The sequence below is a fragment of the Caloramator sp. mosi_1 genome, assembly GCF_028622835.1.
Classification (GTDB): domain Bacteria; phylum Bacillota; class Clostridia; order Clostridiales; family Caloramatoraceae; genus Thermobrachium.
Genome location: NZ_CP117677.1, coordinates 1,628,190 through 1,653,912 on the forward strand (window position 1 = coordinate 1,628,190; position 25,723 = coordinate 1,653,912).

General features: G+C 27.0%; 33 protein-coding genes and 5 pseudogenes. 32 read left to right on the top strand and 6 right to left on the bottom strand.

Annotation, left to right across the window (positions count from 1 at the left end; genetic code table 11):
• Positions 1–238: 238 nt before the first annotated feature.
• The 10 genes and pseudogenes from PL321_RS11605 to PL321_RS11650 all read left to right on the top strand — a co-directional run bounded on the left by PL321_RS11605 (position 239) and on the right by PL321_RS11650 (position 5,982).
• Positions 239–787 (top strand): DUF3267 domain-containing protein, encoded by a 549-nt coding sequence (locus PL321_RS11605; RefSeq protein WP_273962151.1) that lies wholly within the window; start codon positions 239–241, stop codon positions 785–787.
• 35 nt (positions 788–822) lie between these two features.
• Positions 823–3,033 (top strand): annotated as a pseudogene (locus tag PL321_RS11610) (peptidase domain-containing ABC transporter).
• 4 nt (positions 3,034–3,037) lie between these two features.
• Positions 3,038–3,325, top strand: a complete 288-nt coding sequence (locus PL321_RS11615) for a hypothetical protein (RefSeq protein ID WP_273962152.1) — start codon at positions 3,038–3,040, stop codon at positions 3,323–3,325.
• A gap of 44 nt (positions 3,326–3,369) precedes the next feature.
• The gene (locus PL321_RS11620; RefSeq protein WP_273962153.1) at positions 3,370–3,531 is read left to right on the top strand and encodes a hypothetical protein; all 162 of its coding nucleotides are present in this window, start codon (positions 3,370–3,372) and stop codon (positions 3,529–3,531) included.
• Positions 3,532–3,617: 86 nt separating this feature from the next.
• Positions 3,618–4,178, top strand: coding sequence for a hypothetical protein (locus tag PL321_RS11625; RefSeq protein WP_273962154.1), 561 nt, complete (start codon positions 3,618–3,620; stop codon positions 4,176–4,178).
• A 68-nt stretch (positions 4,179–4,246) separates the two neighbouring features.
• Entirely contained in the window at positions 4,247–4,498 is a 252-nt protein-coding gene (locus PL321_RS11630; protein ID WP_273962155.1) for a hypothetical protein, read from the top strand.
• Positions 4,473–5,201: an HlyD family efflux transporter periplasmic adaptor subunit gene (locus tag PL321_RS11635; protein WP_273962156.1), complete on the top strand. Its 729-nt coding sequence runs from the start codon at positions 4,473–4,475 to the stop codon at positions 5,199–5,201. The genes PL321_RS11630 and PL321_RS11635 overlap by 26 nt, the downstream gene beginning before the upstream one ends.
• Positions 5,202–5,269: 68 nt before the next feature.
• Positions 5,270–5,515, top strand: a complete 246-nt coding sequence (locus tag PL321_RS11640; RefSeq protein ID WP_273962157.1) for a hypothetical protein — start codon at positions 5,270–5,272, stop codon at positions 5,513–5,515.
• A gap of 135 nt (positions 5,516–5,650) precedes the next feature.
• Positions 5,651–5,806 (top strand): hypothetical protein, encoded by a 156-nt coding sequence (locus tag PL321_RS11645; RefSeq protein WP_273962158.1) that lies wholly within the window; start codon positions 5,651–5,653, stop codon positions 5,804–5,806.
• Between the two features lie 5 nt (positions 5,807–5,811).
• Positions 5,812–5,982: a hypothetical protein gene (locus tag PL321_RS11650; RefSeq protein WP_273962159.1), complete on the top strand. Its 171-nt coding sequence runs from the start codon at positions 5,812–5,814 to the stop codon at positions 5,980–5,982.
• A gap of 201 nt (positions 5,983–6,183) precedes the next feature.
• On the opposite strand, the pseudogene PL321_RS11655 reads toward PL321_RS11650, so the two are convergent.
• Positions 6,184–7,618 (bottom strand): annotated as a pseudogene (locus tag PL321_RS11655) (IS1182 family transposase).
• Positions 7,619–7,719: 101 nt separating this feature from the next.
• Positions 7,720–8,010, bottom strand: a pseudogene (locus PL321_RS21415) (IS66 family transposase); the annotation flags it as partial.
• A gap of 292 nt (positions 8,011–8,302) precedes the next feature.
• Between PL321_RS21415 and PL321_RS11665 the strand changes: the two are divergent.
• The 18 genes and pseudogenes from PL321_RS11665 to PL321_RS11745 all read left to right on the top strand — a co-directional run bounded on the left by PL321_RS11665 (position 8,303) and on the right by PL321_RS11745 (position 20,489).
• On the top strand, positions 8,303–8,557 hold the full coding sequence (locus PL321_RS11665; protein ID WP_273962160.1) for a hypothetical protein: 255 nt from the start codon (positions 8,303–8,305) through the stop codon (positions 8,555–8,557).
• A gap of 673 nt (positions 8,558–9,230) precedes the next feature.
• Entirely contained in the window at positions 9,231–9,887 is a 657-nt protein-coding gene (locus PL321_RS11670; RefSeq protein WP_273962161.1) for an ABC transporter ATP-binding protein, read from the top strand.
• Between the two features lie 452 nt (positions 9,888–10,339).
• Positions 10,340–10,639 carry an ABC-2 transporter permease gene (locus tag PL321_RS21420; protein ID WP_443110781.1) on the top strand — a complete coding sequence of 100 codons (300 nt, stop codon included), beginning with the start codon at positions 10,340–10,342 and terminating at the stop codon, positions 10,637–10,639.
• Positions 10,640–10,836: 197 nt separating this feature from the next.
• On the top strand, positions 10,837–10,971 hold the full coding sequence (locus PL321_RS11675; protein WP_273962162.1) for a hypothetical protein: 135 nt from the start codon (positions 10,837–10,839) through the stop codon (positions 10,969–10,971).
• A gap of 344 nt (positions 10,972–11,315) precedes the next feature.
• Positions 11,316–11,768, top strand: a complete 453-nt coding sequence (locus PL321_RS11680; RefSeq protein ID WP_273962163.1) for a hypothetical protein — start codon at positions 11,316–11,318, stop codon at positions 11,766–11,768.
• Between the two features lie 157 nt (positions 11,769–11,925).
• On the top strand, positions 11,926–12,156 hold the full coding sequence (locus PL321_RS11685; RefSeq protein WP_273962164.1) for a hypothetical protein: 231 nt from the start codon (positions 11,926–11,928) through the stop codon (positions 12,154–12,156).
• 67 nt (positions 12,157–12,223) lie between these two features.
• Positions 12,224–12,319: pseudogene (locus PL321_RS11690) on the top strand (IS200/IS605 family transposase); the annotation flags it as partial.
• Between the two features lie 60 nt (positions 12,320–12,379).
• Positions 12,380–13,446 (top strand): annotated as a pseudogene (tnpB, locus tag PL321_RS11695) (IS200/IS605 family element RNA-guided endonuclease TnpB).
• Positions 13,447–13,972: 526 nt separating this feature from the next.
• A complete protein-coding gene (locus tag PL321_RS11700; protein ID WP_273962165.1) occupies positions 13,973–14,284 on the top strand; it encodes a radical SAM protein in 312 nt (103 codons plus the stop codon).
• Positions 14,285–14,346: 62 nt separating this feature from the next.
• Positions 14,347–15,699 (top strand): S41 family peptidase, encoded by a 1,353-nt coding sequence (locus PL321_RS11705; RefSeq protein WP_273962166.1) that lies wholly within the window; start codon positions 14,347–14,349, stop codon positions 15,697–15,699.
• Between the two features lie 1,051 nt (positions 15,700–16,750).
• Entirely contained in the window at positions 16,751–17,020 is a 270-nt protein-coding gene (locus PL321_RS11710; RefSeq protein ID WP_273962167.1) for a hypothetical protein, read from the top strand.
• Positions 17,021–17,581: 561 nt separating this feature from the next.
• Positions 17,582–17,860 carry a hypothetical protein gene (locus PL321_RS11715; protein ID WP_273962168.1) on the top strand — a complete coding sequence of 93 codons (279 nt, stop codon included), beginning with the start codon at positions 17,582–17,584 and terminating at the stop codon, positions 17,858–17,860.
• A 393-nt stretch (positions 17,861–18,253) separates the two neighbouring features.
• Positions 18,254–18,937, top strand: coding sequence for a carbon-nitrogen hydrolase family protein (locus PL321_RS11720; protein WP_273962169.1), 684 nt, complete (start codon positions 18,254–18,256; stop codon positions 18,935–18,937).
• On the top strand, positions 18,934–19,107 hold the full coding sequence (locus tag PL321_RS11725; RefSeq protein ID WP_273962170.1) for a hypothetical protein: 174 nt from the start codon (positions 18,934–18,936) through the stop codon (positions 19,105–19,107). The genes PL321_RS11720 and PL321_RS11725 overlap by 4 nt, the downstream gene beginning before the upstream one ends.
• Positions 19,108–19,208: 101 nt before the next feature.
• Positions 19,209–19,370, top strand: a complete 162-nt coding sequence (locus PL321_RS11730; protein ID WP_273962171.1) for a hypothetical protein — start codon at positions 19,209–19,211, stop codon at positions 19,368–19,370.
• Positions 19,371–19,399: 29 nt separating this feature from the next.
• Positions 19,400–19,618, top strand: a complete 219-nt coding sequence (locus PL321_RS11735) for a hypothetical protein (protein ID WP_273962172.1) — start codon at positions 19,400–19,402, stop codon at positions 19,616–19,618.
• Positions 19,619–19,781: 163 nt separating this feature from the next.
• Positions 19,782–20,198 (top strand): zinc ribbon domain-containing protein, encoded by a 417-nt coding sequence (locus PL321_RS11740; protein ID WP_273962173.1) that lies wholly within the window; start codon positions 19,782–19,784, stop codon positions 20,196–20,198.
• Positions 20,199–20,285: 87 nt separating this feature from the next.
• Positions 20,286–20,489: a hypothetical protein gene (locus tag PL321_RS11745; protein ID WP_273962174.1), complete on the top strand. Its 204-nt coding sequence runs from the start codon at positions 20,286–20,288 to the stop codon at positions 20,487–20,489.
• A gap of 323 nt (positions 20,490–20,812) precedes the next feature.
• Here PL321_RS11745 and PL321_RS11750 read toward each other — a convergent pair whose 3' ends face one another.
• Positions 20,813–20,935, bottom strand: coding sequence for an IS1/IS1595 family N-terminal zinc-binding domain-containing protein (locus tag PL321_RS11750; protein ID WP_443110782.1), 123 nt, complete (start codon positions 20,933–20,935; stop codon positions 20,813–20,815).
• A 58-nt stretch (positions 20,936–20,993) separates the two neighbouring features.
• Here PL321_RS11750 and PL321_RS11755 point away from each other — a divergent pair, with 58 nt between their 5' ends.
• The 4 genes from PL321_RS11755 (at position 20,994) to PL321_RS11770 (ending at position 23,679) form a co-directional block, all read left to right on the top strand.
• On the top strand, positions 20,994–21,437 hold the full coding sequence (locus PL321_RS11755; RefSeq protein ID WP_273962175.1) for a hypothetical protein: 444 nt from the start codon (positions 20,994–20,996) through the stop codon (positions 21,435–21,437).
• 26 nt (positions 21,438–21,463) lie between these two features.
• Complete coding sequence (locus PL321_RS11760) at positions 21,464–21,757, top strand: hypothetical protein (RefSeq protein WP_273962176.1); 294 nt, start codon at positions 21,464–21,466, stop codon at positions 21,755–21,757.
• Between the two features lie 903 nt (positions 21,758–22,660).
• Entirely contained in the window at positions 22,661–22,819 is a 159-nt protein-coding gene (locus PL321_RS11765; RefSeq protein ID WP_273962177.1) for a hypothetical protein, read from the top strand.
• Between the two features lie 335 nt (positions 22,820–23,154).
• Positions 23,155–23,679: a hypothetical protein gene (locus PL321_RS11770; protein WP_273962178.1), complete on the top strand. Its 525-nt coding sequence runs from the start codon at positions 23,155–23,157 to the stop codon at positions 23,677–23,679.
• 524 nt (positions 23,680–24,203) lie between these two features.
• Here the strand turns inward: PL321_RS11770 and PL321_RS11775 are convergent.
• From PL321_RS11775 to PL321_RS11785, 3 genes are all read right to left on the bottom strand, one after another.
• On the bottom strand, positions 24,204–25,142 hold the full coding sequence (locus PL321_RS11775; protein ID WP_337961026.1) for an ISL3 family transposase: 939 nt from the start codon (positions 25,140–25,142) through the stop codon (positions 24,204–24,206).
• On the bottom strand, positions 25,115–25,276 hold the full coding sequence (locus PL321_RS21425) for a transposase family protein (RefSeq protein ID WP_443110716.1): 162 nt from the start codon (positions 25,274–25,276) through the stop codon (positions 25,115–25,117). The genes PL321_RS11775 and PL321_RS21425 overlap by 28 nt, the downstream gene beginning before the upstream one ends.
• Before the next feature lie 288 nt (positions 25,277–25,564).
• The gene (locus tag PL321_RS11785; protein ID WP_273962179.1) at positions 25,565–25,720 is read right to left on the bottom strand and encodes a hypothetical protein; all 156 of its coding nucleotides are present in this window, start codon (positions 25,718–25,720) and stop codon (positions 25,565–25,567) included.
• Positions 25,721–25,723: the final 3 nt, after the last annotated feature.

Sequence of the window (25,723 nt, forward strand, 5' to 3'; positions counted from 1 at the left end):
TATTTTTATCAGGTAGTATTTGCTCATTATTGAATAAACTTATCTTAGGAGGTAGTCTAGACTATATATTGATTAAAAGATGGATAGTTGATTTGAAAGATATTTATCTTTATGGTGCATATATATATTTATGTATATATTTAATTATTAATTTAGATATTAATAAAACTAATAAAAAATAAATATGGAGTGAATAACTAAAATTAAATAAGGTTAAAAATTTTTAGGGTGAATAGCTATGAAAACAGAAAATAATTATATGGATATAAATATATCTGGTATTAAACTAAATGCTATGAGCATGGTAATAGGCATTATTAATGTAAGTATTTTAGTTACTTTATATATAATAAGATGGGGATATGATACAATATATACAATTTTAAATATAAATGATGCTAGTTTTTATATATGGTTAATAATTGGATTAATATTACATGAAATTTTACATGGAATTGCTTATGTTGTTTTTGGTAAAGTAAAGAAATCAGATGTTATGTTTGGTATAAATTTTAAAACATTAACCTTGTATGCAAGTTGTAAAGTTCCTATATCAAGTATAGCCATTGTGAAAGTATGTATATTTCCTTTATTAATTTTAGGGATTGTACCAATAATATTATGTATGCTATTTAAGGAACTATCATTTTTGTTTATGTGGTCTGTGTTTATGGTAGCATTGTCGAGTGGAGACATATATATATCGTGGATTATGAGAGAGTATATTGAGGATTTTATTTTTATGGATAAACCAAATGAAATAGGATTTTATTTAATGAAAAAATAAAAGTTTAATATTTTTTAAATTGGAGGAAAAATCACATGAGAAACCCCTTCAAAAGATATGTATGCATAAAGCAACATGATTTAAAAGATTGTGGATCTGCATGTCTTGCAACAATAAGTAAACAGTATGGATTTAAAATACCAATATCCAAAATTAGAGAAGTAGCAGGAACAGACATGCAGGGAACGAGTGCCTACGGAATAATAAAAGCAGCAGAAAAACTTGGATTTAGTGCAAAGGGTGTAAAAGCAACAAAACCAGAGGATATTTTTCAGAGTTTCCACTACCAGCAATTGCCCATGTAGTTATAGATGGAAAGCTTCTTCATTTTGTAGTAATACATGAAATTAATAAAAAGAAATAATAGTTGCTGACCCAGGTAAAGGAATAGTTAAGTACAAGCCAGAGGAATTTTTAAATATCTGGACAGGTGTATTGATATTAATGGTTCCGAAAACGGAATTTAAAAAGGGAGATGAAACAAATGGACTCTTTGCTAGATTTATAGGACTTTTAAAACCGCAAAAAGCTCTTTTAATAAATATATTTTTAGCCTCTATTATATATACAATACTTGGTATAATAGGAGCTTTTTATTTTAAATTTCTAATGGATGAAATAATACCATATAATTTGATAAAAACATTACATGTTTTTTCTATAGGTATAATTGTGTTAAATTTAACAAAAATATTATTAAGTGCATTTAGAACGCATCTTTTGCTATATTTAAGTCAAAAGATAGACATAAATTTAATGCTTGGATATTACAAGCATGTTTTAGAATTACCTATGAATTTCTTTTCAACAAGAAAGGTTGGAGAAATAATATCAAGATTTATGGATGCTTCTAAGGTAAGAGAAGCTATATCAGGAGCCACATTAACGATAATGATAGACACATTAATGGCAATTGCGGGAGCAATAATACTATATATTCAAAATGCGTATCTTTTGCAATAACTTTAGTGCCAGTATTTATATATGCAATTATAGTTACATGTTTTAATAAGCCATTTGAAAGGTTAAATAGACAACAAATGGAGGATAATTCATATCTAACAACATATTTAGTTGAATCTTTAAATGGCATTGAGACAGTAAAATCCTTTGGAGCAGAAGATAAAGTAAACTTTGAAACTGAAAGTAGGTTTGTAAAGTTAGTAAAATCAATATTTAAATATGGATGGGCAACAAATTTGCAATCAACACTAAAAACATTTGTAAAAACAACAGGAGGTACAGTTATTATATGGGTAGGAGCATATCATGTAATGCATGGAAAGATGACATTAGGACAGCTTCTTACATATAATTCGCTTCTAGCATATTTTTAGATCCAATAGAAAACTTGATAAATCTCCAATCTATGCTACAATCTGCATTTGTTGCATCAGATAGATTAGGAGAAATATTTGATCTTGAAATAGAGAAAAATGAAAATGAACATAAAAAATTAAAGTGAATTCTCTAAAAGGAGATATTAATATAAATAATTTAGACTTTAGATATGGAACTAGGCATTTAGTTTTAAAGAATATTAATTTAAATATAAAACAAGGTGAAAAAATAGCAATTGTAGGAGAAAGTGGTTCAGGTAAAACAACACTCGCAAAGCTACTATTAAGATTTTATGATTGGGAAAAAGGAGAAATACTAATAAATGGAGTAAACATAAAGGATATAAACATAGAAAGTTTAAGAGAAAGAATTTCATATATTTCACAAGACATATTTCTTTTTAGTGGAACCATAAGGGAAAATTTATCACTAGGTATGGAAAATGATAACCTAGAGGAAATAATAGAAGCATGTAAAATATCAAAGGCACACGACTTTATTAACACACTACCTTTAAGATATGATACCCTTCTTGAGGAAAATGGAAGTAATTTATCAGGGGGCAAAAACAAAGACTTGCGATAGCAAGGGCTATTTTAAAGAAACCAGATATACTAATAATGGATGAAGCAACAAGTAATTTAGATTCAGTAACTGAAAGAGCAATAGAAAAAACAATAAATGAGTTTAGTAAAAATATAACTACAATAATAATAGCACACAGACTGAGTACCATTAGAAGATGTGATAGGATAGTTGTAATGGATAAGGGAGAAATAGTTGAAATTGGAACACATGATGAATTAATAAACATAAAAGGTTATTATTATAAATTATGGAATGAACAGTTTGAAATAGACATAAATGAAGAAGCAGCAATTACTAAAGAATTTTCTGAGGTGTAAACTTATGAGGGAAACTATTTATGATTTAAGACAATTAACAGATAGTAGAGAATTATTGGAGGCTAAGCCTCATAGGTTTGTTCAAATATTTGTATATATGCTAATTATAATATTAACTACAACAATTATATGGACATATTTTGGAGAAATGGATATTGCAGTTAAGGCAAATGGAGTAGTTAGAACAAATGATAAAATGAGTTTAGTAACAAACAAGGTAATGGGGAAGGTAGTTGAAGTAAATTATAAAGAAGGAATGCCTGTAAAAAAGGAGATGTATTATATAAAATAGATGATAAATCTTTTGTAATAGAGAAAAATAATATTAAAAAACAATTGGACAAGCTAAAAAAGGAAAACGATAATCTAAATAATTTTAAAGAGAGTATAATAAAAAACAAAAATTTATTTTCAAAAGGAGAAGAATATTATAATAAATATTTAAAATACAAAATAGATTATGAAAGATTAAGATTAGAATACAAAAAACTTATCTAACAGCAAAAGAAGAAGAAAGACATAAGGAGTTAGAAAATAAAAGCATAGGATATCAAATAAACTATATAGATGAGACAATAAAAAATATGAATTTATTAAAACAATCAATAATTGATAACAAGAATTTATTAATAGGAAATGAAATATACGAAGCAAAATATAAGGATTATGAAATTAATTTGGAAAAGTACAAAAATGTAATTGAAGATAAAAAACTAACATTAGAACTATTAAAAAATCAAGAGACAACAAGTTTAATAGATATTCAAAATCAATTATATGATGTTGAAAGTAGCTTATCTAGTACTAATTTAGACCTTCAAATATATAAATATACATATATTTCAAATATTAGAAGTAAGATGAATGAACTAAACAACTTGAATGTGGATTATAGTGGAACTTTACCATATACAACAAATAGAATAAATGAACTTAATAATAAAATTGACAATCTAAAGTTATTAGAAAAATCAATAATAGATAACATAAATTACTTTACAGATCCAAACAGTGAATACTACAGGCAATATCAAGATTATAGCTATAACTATCAAAAATTGCAAAATCAAGCTAATCAGATAGAGTTAGATAGATATAAAAATGAGTATATTTTAAGTATAAAAAGTCTTATCAAGAAGCATTAAGTTTAAAACAACAATTAGAAAGTAATTTATTAGTTAGTAATTTAAAGTTAAGTAACAATAACAACGAAATGTACAAACTATCGCTTTTGGAAAAATCAATTCAAGAAGATAAAAATTATTTACCAACAGATGACAAAGAATACTACAATAAATATTTAGAATATAAGTCTAATATAGAAAAGTATCAAAATAGTATTAAGCAAATAGAAAGGCAAAGAAGCTATTTGCAGGATAAAAAAGTACAATTAATAAATGAAATGCAAAACAAATTAAAAAATGCAGAAATTAGTTTAAATGAGAATAGAGGTAGATTTATCTAAATATAAAAATGAATATATATTAAATCTGCTAAGTCAAATAGAAGAAAACAAAAGAGCACTACAAAAACTTTCTATAGATTTAGAATTAAACAAGACAAATTCAGAAATAAATTTAGTAAATATAGAGTATGCCAAAAATACATTAGATAAATATCAAATAGACAATTTAGTTAGCATAGATGAAAGTATAAAAAATAATTTAATTCAAATATCAGAGTTAGAGAAGAACTTAAACATAGCAAATATAAATATTTCTGATTGCAGAGTAGTAGCACAAAATGATGGAGTAGTAAATGTAATAAAGGATATAAATGTTGGGGATTTACTTCAAAGCGGAGTAGATGTGTTAACGGTAGTGCCAAATAGTGGCTCGGAATATAAGGTTCAGTTATATGTAAATAACAAAGACATAGGAACATTAAAGGAAGGGAATAAAGTAAAGTTTCATTTTTATGCATTGCCATATAAGGAGTATGGAGAATTAACTGGTAAAATATCAAAGGTATCAGTTGATTCAAGAATAGATGGACAAACAGGGACAAGCTATTACTTAGTAGAATGTGATGTAGAAAATAGACCACTTTATAGCCATAAAGGAGAAAAGGCGGAAATTAAACTTGGGATGACCTGTGAAGCTTATGTTGTTACAAAAAGGAAAAAGATACTTCATTATTTACTTGAAAAAATTAATTTAAAGGACTAGGGTATATAACTCTGTCTTAACAAAGGTGGAGTTATATAAATAGATGTATAAATGGGAAAGGGGTGAAGATGATGGAAATGATGTTAAATAATAATTATTTTATTGAATTACGATTAGATGAAGCTGAAGTTGTTAATGGCGGAGGTGGACCTATAAGTAATACAATAAATGCAACATTAGGAACAGTATTTGCAGGGAATAGTGTTGTTGCAGGAGTTGCTGTAGGAGTACTTGCTACACCTGTTGCAGGAATAGTTGTAGGTGCAGCTACATTGGCTACAGGAATATATTGTATAAAGAATGCATTAGATTAGATATAATTAATTTTGTTAAGAATTATTTTATAATTGCACATTAAATATAACTAAAAAATAAAAAATTTAAATTATTTGAAAGGATGTAAGAAAGTGTGTTTGGATAATACTTTAATAATATTGGAAGAAACTAGTTTGTTAAATATTGAAGGTGGAAAAGTTAATTTCAGTATGCAAGATGGATTATCTCTTCTTGTTACTACAGCAGGTATAGCATTATCAAACCCAGTTCTATCAGTTTGTGGTGGAATAATTTGGTTAAGTGATTGGTTAGATAAACAAAGTTGGTGATGAAAATGAAAAAAATTATAATTTTAAAATTATTAGTAGCAAGTATTGTTGGAATATTATTTGTTTTGCTAATGCAAATAGAAAAATTTAGAGAGATGAGAGGTTTTATAGTTTTTGTTTTTGTTATGATAGGATATGTTTTCAATTATTATTTGAAAAAGAAATTTTTAAATTGAGTGATTATATGTAAGCGTCAAAATTTTAGCATCTACAACTTTGCTAAAAATAGTATCAAAATATCCTAGTAAGGCAATGAAGCTTTACTAGGATTTATTCTTATCTTTAATTTTCATATTTTCAGGTATCTTATGAGACAAGGCATAAAATGCCCTCAGATTGTTGATAAACCCCGTGATATTTTAAATCACGGGGTTTATTTATGCGGCAGCATAAAAAATTTTAAAGAGATTTTCTAAATTTAGCATCGATAGTTTGCTAATTTTTTCAAGAAATAAAAGGGCTAGTACCCTTGCAATCTTTTTCATATTCTGAACTGCTGCTGTAAGTAAGCATTGTTCGCTTACTTTAGATAATCCGCGGAAGCGACAATAGCGAAGCCCGTGTAATTCTTTTGAATCCGCAAAGCTTCGCTCTATTGTTTCCTTTCTTCTTTTATATATTCTTTTGCCTTTATCTGTTTTTAAAAAGGCAATATTTTTTCTTTATGTTCTTCCCATACATGACGTCTAATTGTTCTAAACTGACTTTTACCTGTTAGACATTTATCTTTTAATCTACAATTTAAACAAGTTTCTTTATCACAAACATATTCTTTATATCCTTGACGAGTAGTAGTTTTGTATTGTAAAAAATAGTTATTAGGGCATGCATATACATCCCATTCTTTTATATATTGAAATTTATTTTTGTATATTTACCTTTTTCATGTGGTCCTAATCTTGTGCCTATTGCATATGTAATATTTCTATCTGAAAGTCCTTTACATATATAATTGGTAAAGTAACCAGCATCTAATCCAACATATTTAACATTAAAATTAAAGGTGTTAATTATTCTATCAATTCTATTCAAGTAAGGATCTACATCATTTACATTTCCTGGAGTAACATGAACATCTACAATTATATTATGTTTACTGTCTACAGTTCTATGATCTAAATAGAAGAACCCTTCGGGTTTATTATCTCTTACCATATAACCGCTTTCTGGATCTGTTGTACTTACTTTTATAAATTTAGTCTCTGGTGATTTTTGAGTTTTTTAAAGGCTTTTTACCGTGAGCAATTCTATCTTCATCAATTGCTTTATCAAGTTCAGAAATATAATCTTTAACAGATTTATCAACTTCTTGTTCTATGAATTTTCTTTTATTAGCGTTAGCTTTAAGATGTGTTGAATCTGTATAAAGAATTTTTCCTTCAACTAAACCGTGTGAAATTGCTTGAAGAACAATATTATCAAAAATTTTTGAGCTATATCTGTATTTTTAAAACGTCTTCTTCTGTTTTGGCTGATGGTTGAATGATCAGGAATTTTATCAGTAAGGGAAAAACCTAAAAACCATCTATAAGCAATATTTACCTCAATGTCTCTAACGAGCTGACGCTCTGATCTGATACCAAATAGATAACCAATAAATAACATTTTAAAAAGAACAACAGGATCAACTGCTGGTCGGCCATTATCAAGACAGTATAAGTCTTTAGTTAATTCACGAATAAAAGAGAAATCAATATATTTATCAATTTTTCTCAAAATATGATCTTGAGGAACTAAGTTCTCAATAGGAACTAAGTTCTCAATATAAACCATTTCCAATTTTTGTTGTTTGGATTTAATCTCGTTAATCATAATATACCTCCGATTTAAATTCTCTCTATATATAATATAATTCTACATAAATCATAAAAATCCTTTTGCTACGCAAAAAAGCTGCTGACAAATTATGTTTGTCAACAGCCTGAAGGCATAAAATGCCCTAGGTTTTCATTATCTTGACAACCTAACTTCGATAGATTGTCAAATAAATAAACTAAATATTTCTCTACAATTACATTATTTGCCTTGGCGGTTTCAATAATACTATATATAATGGCACTAGATGTTGCACATTTTGCTGTATTTGCAAACAAAAAGTTTTTTCTACCTATTACAAAAGGTTTGATAGCTCTTTCTGCCGCATTATTAACAATTTCTAAAGAGCCGTCAAGCAATATATTCTTTAGTTCAGGTAAATGTTTCTTAGAATAGTCTAGTGTTTAGCTCAATAAGAATATTAGGTATTCTATAATATTTTTTAGTGTATTATAATAGAAGTTGTTTATCAATAGTTGATTTTACAATTTATCAAGATTGTATATTTATTCTTGTATCAATATCATCGTCCGAAGACAAAATAGAACGTTTCATTGATACGATAAGCCTTGAGAAATCAGGGCTTTTTGTTTTTGAATGGCAGCCATATCAAATATAACTAAAGAAATAGATATATGAATTCGTGATAATGCAACTAAAGCACAGGACCAAGAGGAATATGTGAGAAGATACAATGCTTTAGTTGAAAGCTATGAAAATATTAGAAAGGCAATTGAAGATGCTGAAAATGAGAGATTTGAAAGGCTTGTAAAGAAGGATAGGATAGAGGAATTTATGAAGGTTTTAAGGGATAGGGATGGGTTAATAGATGAGTTTGATGGGGAGCTTTGGAATATGGTTATCGAGGTGGTTAAGGTTTATGCAGGTGGAAAGATTGTGTTCGTGTTTAGGGATGGGATGGAGATGGTAATGTAAAGGGGTTATGGATAATTGGGGTTTAGTATGTAGTTTAATTAAATTAAAAGGGATTATGCACAAATTGTTGTATATTAATATTGGAGTAGGTATTTTTATTTACCATGTGCAGAATAATGTAGCAAAAATAGAAAAGTTATTATTGACTGGATATATATAGATATATATAATATAAGTATAAAATTTTTAAAATTGTGTGTAAACATAATAAAAAATGACAGTTTCATAGGCATACCATTGTCATAAACAGGACAATGAGGGTATCCTCTCAATACACGATTTTTCTTACCCATAAAATTTTCAAGAGTAAACTGACGCCTACAATCCTTATATTGATATTTTTGATTACCTGCTTTGTCTTTTCCAAAGTGATAGAGATGTTGACTTATGATTTAACAAAACTAATACTTTACATAGGAGAGTTGTATTTATGGTTAAAAAGTTATCTCTTTGTTTATTATGTTCTCAATTGTTAAAGGAGAAGAAATGAGATACAGAAACTACTTAGTAAAGAATAATGAGGAATGATCTGTATAACGATACCTAATCTTATGATAATATACAAAAATTTAAAGTAATATACAAATTTGATTTAAATGTTATATTTAATGTAAAAATCTAAGAAATAATGCGAAACTAAAAAAATTTAAAGATTACTATGGGGGAGAACATATTGAGTAAAAGAATTTTAGAAATTAATAATTTATGTAAAAATTATAGGAAATTTTCACTAAAAAATATTAATCTAACTTTAGAAGAAGGTAAAGTTCTAGGTTTAATAGGACAAAATGGTGCTGGGAAAAGCACAATCATAAAGTCACTGTTAGGGTTAATTTCGTATGACAGCGGAAGTATTTTAATCAATAATCAGGTTATGACTTCTGATAGTATAAAATTAAAACATGATATAGGATATGTACCAGAAAATGTTTTCTTATATCAAGATGTTAAGTGTAGGGATTTTTATAAATTTGTTAAGAGTTGCTATAAGAATTGGGATGATGATTTATTTTTTAAGTTAACAAAAGAATTTGATTTAAATTTAGATAAGAAAATAAAAGAATTATCTAAAGGTAATCAAGTGAAAATATTAATAATAATTGCAATTAGCCATCATCCAAGGCTCCTTGTATTAGACGAGCCTACTTCAGGACTAGATCCATTAATAAGAAATCAAGTTTTGGATTGTTTAAAAAGAGTTGTTGTAGAAGAAAAATGTTCAATTTTATTTTCTTCTCACATAACAGAAGATATCAATAAAATAGCAGATACTGTAGCTTTTTACACAATGGACATATACTACTATCTGAAAGTAAAGAAACAATTTTAAAGAAATATAAAAAAGTAGTTTATAAAAATGGAATACCTAATAATATTAGGGAAAGTAGTAAATTTGTATATAACAATATGATTATGATATGTGATGATAATGATATCGTACACATGAATTTTAATCAAGAAGAATGTTGCGTAAGTGATATTACATTGGATGAAGTTCTAGGATTTTTGGTTAATAATGAAAAGAAGCTAAATCCTTAAATTTGATTCACCACGGAATTTAAGATAGAAAGGAGAAAAAAATGATACAATTAATTCTTAAAGATTTTAATTTCAATAAGAAAAACATATATATATCTTTTTAGTTTGCTTAGTAGGATTTTATTTAATTAGTCAAGATGGAGAAAGATTTAAAATTCTAGCGTGTACTTTAATTCCACTATTATTATTTAATTTTATTATAGGTAAGTTATGTTTTGTTGAAGATAGGGACAAAGTATTTAAATATATACAAGCTTTACCTATAAAAAATCTCATTTTGTAATCGCCAAATATTTCGAAGGTTTTTTAGTTCTGGTTGTATCCTTTGTATTTATATTTATTGAGAATTTTATTTTAAGGATATTAAATAAAAAATACTTTAACTTAGATCTTCAATACACATTATTAATTTTCAGTATAATGTTAATTTATGTTGGAATATTTTTCTTATTATATTTTAGATTTAATTATCAAGTTGCAAATCAGACTTTAGTAGTTTTCTATATTTTTGTCTTATGGGTTATAAACTATTGGAATTATTGAATTTGGATATATTAAAATTTATGAATTACAAATATTTTAATATTTTCTTACTTATTTTAGCATTTAGTTGTTATACTTTTACTTTTATATTATCCAGACATTCATATTATCGAAAGGATGAGTAATTCACAAAAAAACTAGTATTAAGTTTATTGTGAATTATTTAATATTGATTTTTGAAAGGGAGTGAATATAAAATGGAGATATTAAATCAAGAAGTTAACAATCCAGAAGTTGGAGGGCCAGTTGCATACTTTGTTGCTTGTATGAGTCTTTGCTGGGTATCAAATGGTGTTGTTACAGCTATGGCATTGGCATTAGTATCAATGTAAGAAATTTTATATCATATTGAATAAGAGGGATATATAATGGAAGTAATCAACAATGAAATAATTACCAATTAAGTAGGATTTTCATGAGCATGCTTAGTTGCATGCGGAATGAGTTGTATACTTGTTGGTGGAGTCGTAGTTGGTGCATTTGCTACAGCATTAGAAGTATTTTAAAATATATAAGGCTTTAACGAAAGATTTTATGTCAAAGCCTTATACATAGAGAGTATAAACATACATGAGTTCACTTTTTACATCAATTGACTCAAGTATGTTTTATATTATAACACTAATAATTATAGAAGTAAATACTTTATAAGTTATTAATGAGGAGATGGAAATTTATGAATATGAATAAAAATCCTAAAGTATTAGTATTTAGCACTGATAACAATAAATATATATTTGATAATGTAAGTGGCAATGTATTTCCTTATTCAAATGAAATCATGTTTATAATAAATAATTTTTTTAGGTTATCAAAAGATGATATTATAGAAGAGTTAGCCAATAAATTTGGGGTGGAGAAAAGAAAGTGTAGCAATTTATATTTATATATAGAAAATCTTATAAATAATGGATGCTTTTATAATGAAATGGTGGTTACTGAGGTGGACTGTAGAGAGGAGTCTCTAAAAACACCAATGTCACAGCTAATTTTAGTATTAACTGAGCAATGTAATTTAAGATGTAAGTATTGTATTTATTCAGAACATTATCCAAATGTTATGGGATATTCAAATAAAAGTATGAATTATGAAACCGCAAAGCTGGCAATTGATCAATATATGCAGTAATATAATGAAAAGAAAAAGTATGGATATAGGAAAAAGCCTATAATCAGCTTTTATGGCGGAGAACCTTTTTAAAATTTGATGTAACTAAGCAGGTAATTAAATACTGTAGGGAAAAGAATACGAAGTTAGATACTATGTAACAACAAATGGCACAATAATGAATGAAGAAATTATTGAATATATAGTAGATAATGATTTTATAGTTACATTTAGTGTAGACGGACATAAGGAACAACATGATAGAAATAGAGTTTTTGCCGACAACAAGGGCACGTTTGATTTAGTGCTTTATAATATAGAAAGGCTCCAGAATTACAAAAGAAAAAGAGGTATTGAACAATTAATAACATTTAACCTAATCAACGACAGAAGTCACCTACTTCTATAAGTGGGTGATGAATGTCAGTTGACAAATTCATCGTTCAGATACAAAATAAGCATTAGAAAATAGATACATAGATTTAGATAATAATGATCATTCAGTATTCTTGCTATATTATCATCTTGTTTTAGTAACGAGATATAGAAGAAAGCTTATAAATGATAATATTGTGAAGGCCAATTGAAGTTATTAAAAAATATATAGAAAAGCAAGGTGAATAGGTGTGACTTTGCTAAAAGCCTATAAATATAGAATATACCCAACAAAAGAACAAAAGGAATATTTATCAAAAGTATTTGGTTGTGTAAGGTTCATATATAACAAAATGCTTAATGATAAGATAGAGCATTACAAACAAACAGGAAAAATACTTAAAACAACTCCTGCACAATATAAAAAGAATATACTTTTCTAAAAGAAGTAGATAGCCTTGCTCTTGCTAATTCACAGCTTAATTTAGAGAAGGCATACAAGAGCTTTTTAGAGATAACAGCATAGGCTTTCCTAAATTCAAGAAGAAAAAAGGATATCAATCCTATACAACAAAAATCAAAATGGGACAGTTGATATTATAGATGGTTACTTAAAAATACCAAAATTAAAAACAAAGATAAAAATAAAACAGCATAGGCAATTTGAAGGAATTATTAAATCAGTAACAATATCTAAAACACCAACAGAAAAGTATTATGCTTCTATATTAGTAGAAACAGAGATAAAGGAGTTACCAGAAGTAGATAAAAAAATTGGAATAGATTTAGGGTTAAAGGAATTTGCAATATTATCAGATGGAGCAAAAATAGAAAATCCCAAATGGCTAAGAAGAACTGAAAAAGAATAAAGAAACTACAAAGAGATTTATCAAGGAAACAAAAGGGCAGTAAAAATTATGAGAAAAACAGGCAAAAACTTGCTAAATTACACGAAAAAATAACTAATCAAAGAAGAGATTTTCTTCATAAATTGTCCTCTAAAATTATAAACGAAAACCAAGTTATAGTTTTAGAGGATTTGAAGGTAAAGAATATGCAACAAAATAGATGTTTATCAAAATCAATAAGTGAAGTATCCTGGGCAGAATTTAGAAGAATATTAGAATATAAAGCAAAGTGGTATGGAAGAGAAATAATAATAGCACCACAAAACTATGCATCAAGTCAAATATGTAGTGAATGTGGATATAAAAACTCAGAGGTAAAGAATTTAGCATTTAGGGAGTGGGAGTGTCCTAATTGTGGTGCTAAACACGATAGAGATGTAAATGCAGCAAAGAACTTACTAAAATTAGCCATATAAATGGTAAAACTGGGGATGGAACAGCCCTTTGAGCGTGGGTAAACTGGCAACAGAAGTTGCCTTGACCACGAAGCCACCATCTCTATAGGTGGGGGTAGTTCACGAAGATTATGCGATTCTTGCTATATACATTTTGTAAAAGATGAAAATAATCTTGAGTTTGATAGTGAGTTTTGCAAAGACAAAAAGAGTATTTTGCCAAAGACACTGTCAGTGTTATATTCATTGTTAGAACATAATCCAAAAATGTTTGAAATAACATTTAATAATGATATTCAAGAAGAAAGTATCATAGAATTTTATCAAGTAATGAAGTAAAGGATGTGATAAAATCGAAAGTTATTTTAGGTTGAATCCTTATATAAGATTTGAGAAAAAAGTACTGAAGCTTGTATTTATAATTTATGTAATGGAGATATCATTTTTTAGATGAGAAAAAGCGAATATAATCGAGAAATGCGAAAGAAATGAAGCTATAAGTAATCTCAACATTGATGAACTTGGTTTTCTTAATAAACTTGAAGATATGGGTATAGGCAGGTATTATGATAGGAAAGTATTTGTTGAGAAAATGTTTTTAGGGCAAGAAGCAGATTTTGAAAGTACAATGAAAAAGAATATAACTTTCTCAAGATTATTTATTGAAGTTACTAACGAATGCAATTTAGATTGCGTGTTTTGTAATTACTTAGATGAAAAGGCCTATAGAAAGACAGGCTGTAAAAGATGGTATTCAAGTGGAAGAAATTTGAGCACAGAGCAGTATAAGGAAGTTATCAGGCAAGCGGTTCCTATGGGAGTTAAAGAAATAGTTTTTATGGGTGGAGAACCTTTTTAGAATTTGAAAAAATGAAGGAATTAATACAGTATACTAAATTTTTAGGTGTAGCCTAGGTTACTGTGTATACTAATTTAACTCTGCTTAATGAAGAGATTCTTAAGATAATAAAGGAGTTCAAGGTAAGTCTTATAGTTCAAGTGATTTCTAATAATAAAGAAGAATTTGAATGTATCTCTAATAAGCCACTTGAAGTAGATATTATGAAAAATATTAAATTATTAAAAGATAATAATGTTGACTTTGGTATAAAGATTTTAGTGTGCAGATATAACGAAGATAATATAGAAAATATGATAAGTGAATTAAGCAGGATAATTAGTACTAATAAGATTCAATTAGATTTTATATATCCTCACAACAAAATTCATCATTCCCCAAAGTATCTTAATTATATATACAACAAGAAGTTCAAGTTATTTAGAGTAAATCTTCCTATGTATTCTTTCTACACTAAATACAATAATTGCTTTGGTAATCAGATTGCATTAACACTAGATGGTGACATACTTCCATGTATAATGACAAGAAAATTAAAGTTGGGGTCTATAATTGAACAACAACTACATGAGATTTTAACAGATGGAAAATATGAAGCATTGCAGACATTAACAAAGGATAAAATACAAGGTTGTAAGGAATGCATATATAGGTTTGGATGTATTGATTGCAGAGCTATAGAGATGGAATATTCAAATACTATAAATGAAACAAATTATAATGGAAAATTTTTATGTGAGAAAATACCAAGGGATAATAAATTAGATTTGAACAAGCTGTGCAGTGAGTCTATTCCTATTAAGTTTAAAAGTATCTACGAGAACAGAATAGATGATAAAACAGAATATGTTAAATTGCCTACATTTAATCACCCTAAAATTGATAATGATTTTGAGCAGTTTTTAAATGAATCAAAAAGTAAGAATTTAATAATAGATGTGAGAAGTAATATGGGAGGGCTTATAGAGAAGGCCATAAATGTTTCTTCAATGTTATTGAAGGATATAAAAAACATAGGATTTATAGCCTCGAGAAATGAGGCGGAATTAAGACCAATAACTATAAATCCAACTGGAAAATATTTAGACAAATTTAAGAAAATTATTATTTTAGTTGATAGAAATACTGACAGTTCTGTTGAGAATATTTTTATAAGAGCTTTAAAAAACAGTAGTAATAAAATTAGGATTCTAGGCACTGAAACTATGGGATTGGTTCATCAATCAACAGTATTTACTCTAAAAGATAATTCACAATTACAGGTAACTACTAGTAAATATTATGATGTTAACAGAAATTTATTAAAGCCTGAAGGTATTGAACCGGATATCTTTGTTGAAAATGGTTTGAATATTTTTATGGGTATAGACAATCAACTTAATATGGCATTAAAATTATTAGAACATAGTGTATAGAAATAGACTAATAATCTATCGTACTTCATTAATTTCATTAATAAGGAGACAAAAAACATGAGGATATTAAAATATATTTTTACAGGATTGACTTGGTGTAGTATTTATACCGCTATAAATTTATTGAAAAACAAAACTGATTTTGTTAAGTTTATGCAAACTCCAGGTTATAAATTTGATTTATTAATATATTTTTTATATCAATTTTAGTTACTTATTTAGTTGAGTTAAGACAAAAATATAAAAATAAATCATGAAATGCTATGGATATGTTTGTTTAAATTATTATAATAGAATTCTTGTATAAGGAGAAATAATTCAAATTAATAAGGTTAAAATCTAAATGAAAGATTATATTTAATAGAATATTTTAACCTGTATTATTTATCAACTTCGATTTAATGTTAAATTGTTATTTTTGGCTCTTTGTCAATAGTTGGGTAGGTATTTGATTAGAATGCCTATTTTTTCTAGAAATTATAAAAATCGAAACTTGTATCAAAATCATCGTTCCAAGACAAAACTATACGTTCCATTGATACGATAAGCCTTGAGAAATCAGGGCTTTTTGTATGTGATTGATGTTAGATGGTAGTAGGTTGTTAGAAATTTGTTGCAAAAAGGGTTTTTCATAAATATGTAGAAAATAACAATATATGAATAATGCTGTCGACCTATAATCATGCAAAAAACTAGAAGGTAGACAGCAAGAACAAAACAAGTATTTTCAAGGAAAGAGTGTTTTTGTTAACAAATTGTTTACAAATATCAAAATTCACAAACCTAGATTTTTTAAGCTTTAAATGGGTTTATATAGTCCCTATGAGGGAGGAAATACATGATAAAAATATAATCAAAGAAATAATCCTAGTAAAACTATATTGCCTTACTGGGATTATTTTTTAAAAAATTACTATACAATATTACTTTAAACCTTATATTGTAATTACAGTACACCATAATGCCAAAAATAAACAAAATCCATATAAACATATTGACTGTATTTGTGTAATAATGTATAATAAAATTAAATAAAAAGGAGGGGATTTATATGTCAAGTAAAAAAGCAAAAACTCATCTTTTAGGGAATATTCCTACTGCATTAGGAACTAAGAAGAAAACATTTATAATACCGGATGAATTAGATATGGCATTAAAACTTCAAGCAGTTATGGAAAGTAAAACAGAATCTCAAGTATTAATAGAAGCACTACAAAATTATATTAAATCTGAATATTTAGAAAAGGCAAGAGATAAGCATAGAATAATTATTTCTAATTCCAACGAAGAAAACAAAGAAGATGATGAGAATATAAAATAGCTAGAAATCATTTTTACACAATATAATAAAGTTAAATAAAATATCTTAACTGAATTTTAATAAATGCAAATGTACAATATGGGAAAATTTAAAACAAATTATACCAATTGGGGGATTGTGAGTTGCCTAAAGATAAAACAACTGAAATTCAAGATTTTTTAATTGGTGTAGGTGAAAAACTGGGACTAGTATCAAAAAAGAAGTAAGTTTAATTAAGACAGAATTTTACTCACCTATTTTTGATGTTGTTTGGTTTCTTGATCTGAGTAAGTATTTCGATTTTACTCATATCAATGATTTTATTGAAAATAATTTTTATTATAAATATTTAAACTTGCTTCCAATAGCTGTTTTTGAAATTGAAGGTTCTAGTTCAAGTAGCAAAAATCAAATTGGAAATATGACAAACTTAATTCTTAGTAATTCTTTTTAAAATTTATTGTAGTAAATAATGAGGAAGGTATACCTGAAAAGGATACATATAGAAGGGCTATAAAAATAAAAAGATATTTTGAAGACTTTTCTGGAGATAGTAATGTAATATTATTAGATTGGAGTCAATTGAAGCAAAGTGATAAATATTTAACTTCAAGTGATTTTATGATTAATTACGATAATATTACTAATGATAAGTATAGAAGAAAAGGATCAGGAGGAGAAACGGCATCAATAGATATAGGTGATAAAATCCTCAAATTACTTTATAAAACTGGTTTAGAAATAAAACAGGATTATGCTCCTATAAAATGTAAAATAAAAGATTGGTTAGATAGTTATTTTGGAAATAAATACAAATATGATGATAAGGAATCTAATTTTTATCTTAAAAAATTGGAATAAAGGATCCTAAAGAAAAAGTATTATACAAATTAAAAAGTATAAGAGATAGAAGATATTTACCTAAAATTGACATTGTAGCAGGGTTTAATTTACCAATAAGTGTTATTAAATGGCTTAAAAATATTTCAATATTTTTAGAATATGATATTATTAACAATCCTTTTTATTTTATCTTAAACAATTTTCTGATGAAAATATTTTTGTTCCTTTAATTTCAGTAGAAATAGAAACAAGTGTAAGTAAGCATTTGAATGGAGGATTATTTAATTTGTGGAAAAATTCTTATATAGGAATTTTAGTATCAACAAAGGAAGCACAACCTCATTTGGAATTTTTTAGGTTAAATGGTTGTAATAATATATCTTTTGTAGATTGCAAAAGGGTGATGGGGTTATGAAGATAGGTTTGTTCTTACAAGAAATTACTTTACCTAAAAAGAAAAAAGATAAAATTTTTTATGAAACACTTAATTTAGCAAGAGATAATAACTTAGATTTGCTTGTTTTTCCTGAACATTTTTATTGCCCTGAAGATGAAGAATTGGAAAATTATGCTTATTTAAGTTATGAAATTGAAGAGAACATAGAAGAATGTGATTTTGATAAAATAATAGATACATTTAAAAAATATTCTGAAATAGCTAATTGCCCAATTTTAGTAAGTAGGGCAGATAAATACGGGTTTATATATGCATTGTATGTTTCACCATATGAAGAAAATATAAAATGGTATGGTAAACATATAGCAACTGATTTTTCAGTATTTGATATAACAGATTATGAAGAAGCAGTAAAAGAAATATTTATGCCTATAGATTATAAAGGCTATAAAATAGGAGTTACTATTTGTTATGATTCAACTAAACCACTATTTTCTAGATTTTACAAAGCCTATGGTGACATTGATATTTTAATCAACTTAACTGGTGGTCATGTAGATTATAAAAAGTGGAGTATATATCAAAAGGCAAGAGCTTTAGAAAATAAATGTTATAATCTTTGTACAATGGCATATTATGATGAAGGAAAAAGAAACAAATCATATGTTTTTGCTTATGATGGTTTTGGCAAAAAATGAATTATAAAATTTTAAACAAAAGAATAAGTAATAAATATAATAATGATATACCAAATGGTTTATATATGTTTGAGATTGACAAGAAATCAAATACATTCGAAAAATTTAAGCTTGATAAAGCAGAAGATGATGAATTTTTAGATTCCAATCCTTCTATAAATAAAAAATAGATATAAACTTGTCTAAAACAGACATTTTAAAATTACTGAATAATAAAAACAAAATTGATGATTGTCTGTACTTAGTAAAACAAGATAATCATAATTTAGTTTTGTTAGATTTAAAAGAACATATGATAGAAGAACCTATTTTAGTAGAAAGTTTAATGTATAGTAATAAATTAAAGTGTATCTCTAATAAAAAGTATATTATAATAAATAGATGGGATAAATTAGAAGAAGATTATTACAAAAGAAGTTATCTACTATATTAAAAGCAAGAGCAGCAGAAAACTTTTGCATAGTGATATTGATAAGTGATATAAAAGAAGAGTGCATACAAGTAGGATTGAATAAAAATGTTCAAATAGTAAAATGTGTAGGTGGAAAATATGGATTAGATTTATCCAGATCAACAGGGCCCGAATCATTTTGGAAGAATGATAGAATAAAGGGAATTAAAAAGTGCTGGCGTGAAAAATATGAATTTTTAATAGATTACTTGATGAACAAGAAAAAATAAATAACCGAGGAAAATAGGATTTCTTTATTAAGTTCTATGTCAATAGTTGAGCTGGGTATTTTATTAGAATTCCTGTTCCATTCTTGTATCAACATCATCGTCCAAAGACAAAATAGAACGTTTCATTGATACGATAAGCCTTGAGAAATCAGGGCTTTTTTTTTTGAATGGCAGCCATATCACATATAACTTTTGCAAAAACAGCCACCCTGCAATTATCTCACCTGAAGTATTTGATATGGTTCAGATGGAGATAAAGAATATAAAAGGGGCTAAGGGGTATAAAACAGGAAGAAACTACTTTTCAGGTAAGATTATCTGCGGTGATTGTGGAAGTTTCTATGGCAGAAAGGTTTGGGACTCTAATGATAAGTATAGGAAGGTTATTTGGCAGTGCAATTCTAAGTATAAGAACGAGGAAAAGTGCAAGATACTATTTATAAATGAGGAAGATTTAAAGAGGGCATTTGTAGATGTGTTTAATGGGGTGATTAATAATAAGGAAGAAATATTAAAAGGGTATGAGGAAGTTATAAAGGAACTTGTTGATGTTAAAGGATTAGATGATAAAATAAAATAACTTGAAAAAGAAGCAAAAGAAATTTTAGATGAGATAAATAGATGCATTCGTGACAATGCAACTAAAGCACAGGACTAAGAGGAATATATGACAAGATACAATGCCTTAGTTGAAAGGTATGAAAATATTAGAAAGGCAATTGAAGATGCTGAAAATGAGAGGTTTGAAAGGCTTGTAAAGAAGGATAGGATAGCGGAATTTATGAAGGTTTTGAAAAGGAGAGATGTATTACTTGATGAGTTTGATGATGAGCTTTGGAATACAGTAATTGAGAAAGTTAAGCTTTTGTAGATGGGAAGATGGTGTTTGTGTTTAAGGATGGGATGGAGGTTGTAATATAAAGGGGTTACGGGTATTTAGCCTCTTTTTCTGTAACAAAATGAAGTTAGATATGAATTAAAAGGAATTATACACAGATTATTGGTAGATTAACATTAAGATAATTGATTTTTATTTACCTTGTGTAGTATAATATAGAAAAAATAGAAAAATTTTATTGACTGAATATATATATAATCTAAATAGAAAATATTTACACCTATGTGTACACATAATAAAAAATGACAGTTTCATAGGTATACCATTGCCACAAACTGGACAACGAGGGTACCCTCTCAAAATACGATTCTTCTTACCTGAACTATCTTCAAGTATAAGCTGCGTCGGCAATCTTTGCATTGGTATTTTTGATTACCCGCTTTGTCTTTTCCAAAGCGGTAGAGATTTTGACTTATGATTTAACAAAACTAATACTTTACATAGGAGGGTTATATTTCTGGTTAAAAAGTTATCTCTTTGTTTATTATATTCTCCATTGTTATTGGAAGTATTTCTGTTTTTGCTATGGATACTAACTCTAATAATACTGATGAGCAAGTTGTAAGGGTATCTTTAATAAGCGATGCTAATATAACCAACAATCATACTTTAGCACAATCAACAATAAATTATATTAATAATATGTCTGTTGATGAATTAAATAATTTTATAAATAATATAGCAGAAAAATATTTATTAATGGAAGCTAAAATAAATAATAATACAATAAATTTAAAAACAACAACTCCAACATCAGTGGATAGTATATATTATGATCCTATAGTTGAAATTAAAGCTGCATGGTTAGCAGCTGCGCAAATAGCTAAATTAAAAGGTTATACTTGTTCTGCAACTTTAGTTGAACATTCGGTATTAGGGAAAAATTATTACGAACAATCGAGTATCTTTTCTCAAAAATAAAATCATCTAATGAATACAAATTATGGATGAATAAGGATAAAAAAACTTCAGATTTAGTTTTTTCAACTGGTGACTTATTCTATGCTTTACAAAAAGTAAAAATTTCATTCTCTGCAGTTAGTAGTCAAGGGGCAATGGTTCATATAAATGATAAATTTGATTTTGAGTTAGATTTACAATACTCGGATCTTTTTGCTTCTTTAGTAAATAACTGGGCGTGGTTGTGCCAACATTCATATGTATTAACGCCAATTGATGTAGACATATACTTTACTTATAAACCTACAATCAACCAAAAATTAAATAAAAGGAGATGTTAGTATAAATAGTAAAATAATTAAAATAATTGTACTATCAATAATATCAATAGTTGTTTTTTGATATTTCAATTTAAACCTTTGCTTAATTATTTAAATAATATAATTATATATAAAGAAACACATATTAAATTATATAATAATGAACCTATTTTTAAAGCAATATCTCCATCAAGTTTTCATGGAGATGGAGTAGATTATTATGTATATCGACTAAAAAATCAGATATTGATTCAATATTAAATGATAATAAAAATATTTCAAAATGGAATAGATTACCTATAAATAAAGAATTATTTAGTGTTATTAATAAACAACTTACTTATGAAATTGAATTAGCAAATTTACTCAAAAACTCAGGTTATTCTCCAATACCAAATGTTAATAATGGATATTATTTGTTTATATATACAAATAAATATAAAGAAAATTATGGCTTTACTTTTTACTCAAATTTTAAGTTATATATATTAGATGCAGATAATTTTTTACTATATTTAATTAAATATGATTCTTGATTTAAGAAATTGAACAATTTATATTTTGAAAAATGGATTAAGTTATCTATAAAATAATTAAGGTTCTTTGTTTATAGATGAGGAGAGTATTATATTTTTTAAATGCCAGCCATATCACATATAAAAATCATAGAATTCTGTAACTGACTAGTAAAAATAAGATGATCCTGCTTATTGGTAAAGAAATTGTCAATATTTAGGCACATATGGCGGTTATAAATTTTTATATTTAGAATCAGCTGCAAATGTTGAATCATCTTGGGTTACTCCTAGGAATATTAGTACATCTTTAAAGTGGGATGAGATAACTAAAAAGTCTATAGAAACTATAGCCGATCATTATGTAAAAGGAAATTTTTACAAAGCGGTAAAAGTTGCTTATGGTGCTTTGTCAACTTTATTTAGTAGCTTTGATGTTCCGCTTTCTATAACTTATAGTTCATCAGGAGGATACATTAAGGCAAAGGTTTCTGGAGATTTGTATATAAGGACGGTTTTTATAAAAGATAATAAGGATAGAATTCCTGGATATGCATATTATAATTGAGGAACTACCCAACAATTTAAAGTATATTTAAAGGTTGATGCGAAGTGGCCAACAAGCAAAAGACCAGGAGGAACATATAATTACAATACAAATACAGTAACTTATTCTCCGCAATACAGTACAACTCCTGGATTTTATGGAAATTCAACATTGTACACTAGTATTATTAGTCTTTATGAAAATACAGTAGGATATTTTACACATAGTGAGAGTATAGATATAAATAGTGTAGTTGCAAGGCTATTGGATTAATAAGATAAAATACTATTATTATAATGATTACAAGCTTAAAAGGGAGAAATTATGAAATTAAATAAAGGAATAGATATTATAAAATGGATAAGTTTATTTCTAATAATAGTAATTTTTTAGTATATGTTATACCAATACCAATAAATAAAGTATATGATGCTATAGAGATAAAACTAGATGATCCTTCCTATATTGTTAAGTGTCAAATTAAGGTTTATGGAAAATATTACAATAATTTATTTGCAAATGATGTTTTTGACGGTCAAATTGTGGTTTCTAATTATAAGCTTACAAATGAAAAAATGCGAAAAGTATATTTTATAAAAGATGGTTGCCCACTAGAATATTACCATGATACAGGACGATATGATAATAATGGACGTAGAATTTATGAAGAATATATTTTTGGACGTATATATTCAAAGTCTTGGTTTCGAGGAATGATAATTAGTGTTTTTAGAGATAATGCATTAAACAAAAATGAGGGTTGGAGAGTTGAAGGCGGTTGGGGAGGATGGGATACCCAACAAGGATACTGTATTGTACCAAATGTAACTACCAGAGAAGAGGCTATTAATGTATTATTAAAAAATAAAGTTATTCCATAACATCACTTGAAATAATAAGGGAACTTATCATATATTTTCAGGAAAAAATATATGCAGTATATCCGGTAAAAATATAGACGTAATACTAACCATAAAAAATACTTGGCACTGCTCTACGTATTTAAAATATAGAAAAGATTATTGTGTTTAGTATAATCTAATACTAGGCCAAAAATATAATTAAAAATTAGGCCACATAGAATAGATACTTTCTCTTATGGAAAAGGTAACATAATTATATAAGAGGAAGTGTTGAAGTAAGCGTCAAAATTTTAGTACCTACAACTTTTCTAAAAATACATTAAAATATCCTAGTAAGACAATAAGGGTTTACTAGGATTTATTTTTTATCTTTAATGGCTCTTTGTCAATAGTTGGGGCGGGCATTAGATTAGAATGCCTGTCCTTTCTTATTTGATAATGATTTTAGCAAGATAGATAGGATGAGGGAGTTTACCCTTAAAAAATTGCACGACAAAAAGACCAACGATAGTTGGATTTCCTAAAATACAATATTTAACAGATTATTTATTACAACAATGAAGAATTCTATTCCTGAATCTATCAAAATTTCTATAGCCGAAGGCTATTCTTTTAATAACTTTGATTTTATTATTAAATCCTTCTATACAAGCATTTGTATAAGGAATATCAAAAGAATTACAAATCTCATTAAAATATCTGATATAGGTATTTGCACATCTTTTCAATTCATTGATACCACTATTTTGTGCAAGTTTAATCCAATCTTTTAAGAGGACACGAGCTTCGTTAGAAGAAGGTGAAGCATCAATAATACTCAATAACTTTTCCTTTAAAGTGTGGGCAATTGCTAATTCACTATTATAAGAAAACATAACTTGTAAAGCTAACTTTGAATCTGTATCAAGTAAGCCATATCTTTTTAAAATAAGCTTTTTACTTCTTTTAAAGTATTTTCTTAATTTAATTGATAGTTCTCTTTGGATACGTTTTCTTACCGCTTCTACTGCCCATATGACTTGTCTAATATAGTGAAATTTATCTATAACAATTACAGCATTTTTGAAATAAGTTTTAGCTAAATCAATATAGGGTTGCCACATATCACAAATAAAGTGTGTAACGCTATCGCGATTTTTAATTTTTCTAAAATAATCTATAAGAATATGCTCTTTTCTATCTTTAATAATGTCTAGTATTTTATGATTAACAGGATCGACTATTGCACAATGATATTTAGAACCACCAGAGTTACCTTTAAATTCATCTATAGATATTATTTTAGGTAAATTAGTAGGAGAAGAGTAAGATACATTATCAAAAATACGTTTTATAGTATCGATAGATAGATTAGTTTTTCTAGCAACTGATGTCATACTATATTCATTAGATAATTCATAAATTACAAACATAGCTAATCTATTAGTTATTCTATGATAACGAGGTAAAAATTCTATATGTTCATAAAATTTTTGCCGCAGGCATTACAACGATATCTACGTTTTTTAAGAATGATAAAAGTATGTTTAAAGAATAAGGGTATGTCTTTAATACGCTGAATTCTATAATCGTGAACTCTTGTAACTTTGGAATTACAATTAGGGCAAGTACAAATTTTTTCTTAGTTTCTAAGTATATCTCAATGTACGTGTCATTATGAATAATCTTTTTATAATAACATCTTTAAAACCTAATAAATTTTTGATAGAATTATTAGTGTGCACTTGATGGATGCCTCCTTTCAGGTAAGGTTTTTGTTTGGTTATTTTAATTTTACCAGGTGTCTAATCAGGTGCACATATTTTTTGTAAAAAATATGCTGGGTCTACGCCCCAACATTTATTATAGAACCTCTTTAATTTTCATATTTTCAGGTATCTTATGAGACCAAAGGCATAAGATGCTATAGATTTTCATTAACTTGATAATTTAACCTTGATAGATTGTCAAATAAATAAACTAAATATTTCTCTACAACTACATTATTTGCATTGGCGGTTTTAATAATACTATATATAATGGCACTAGATGTTGCACCTTTTGCTGTATTTGCAAGCAAAAG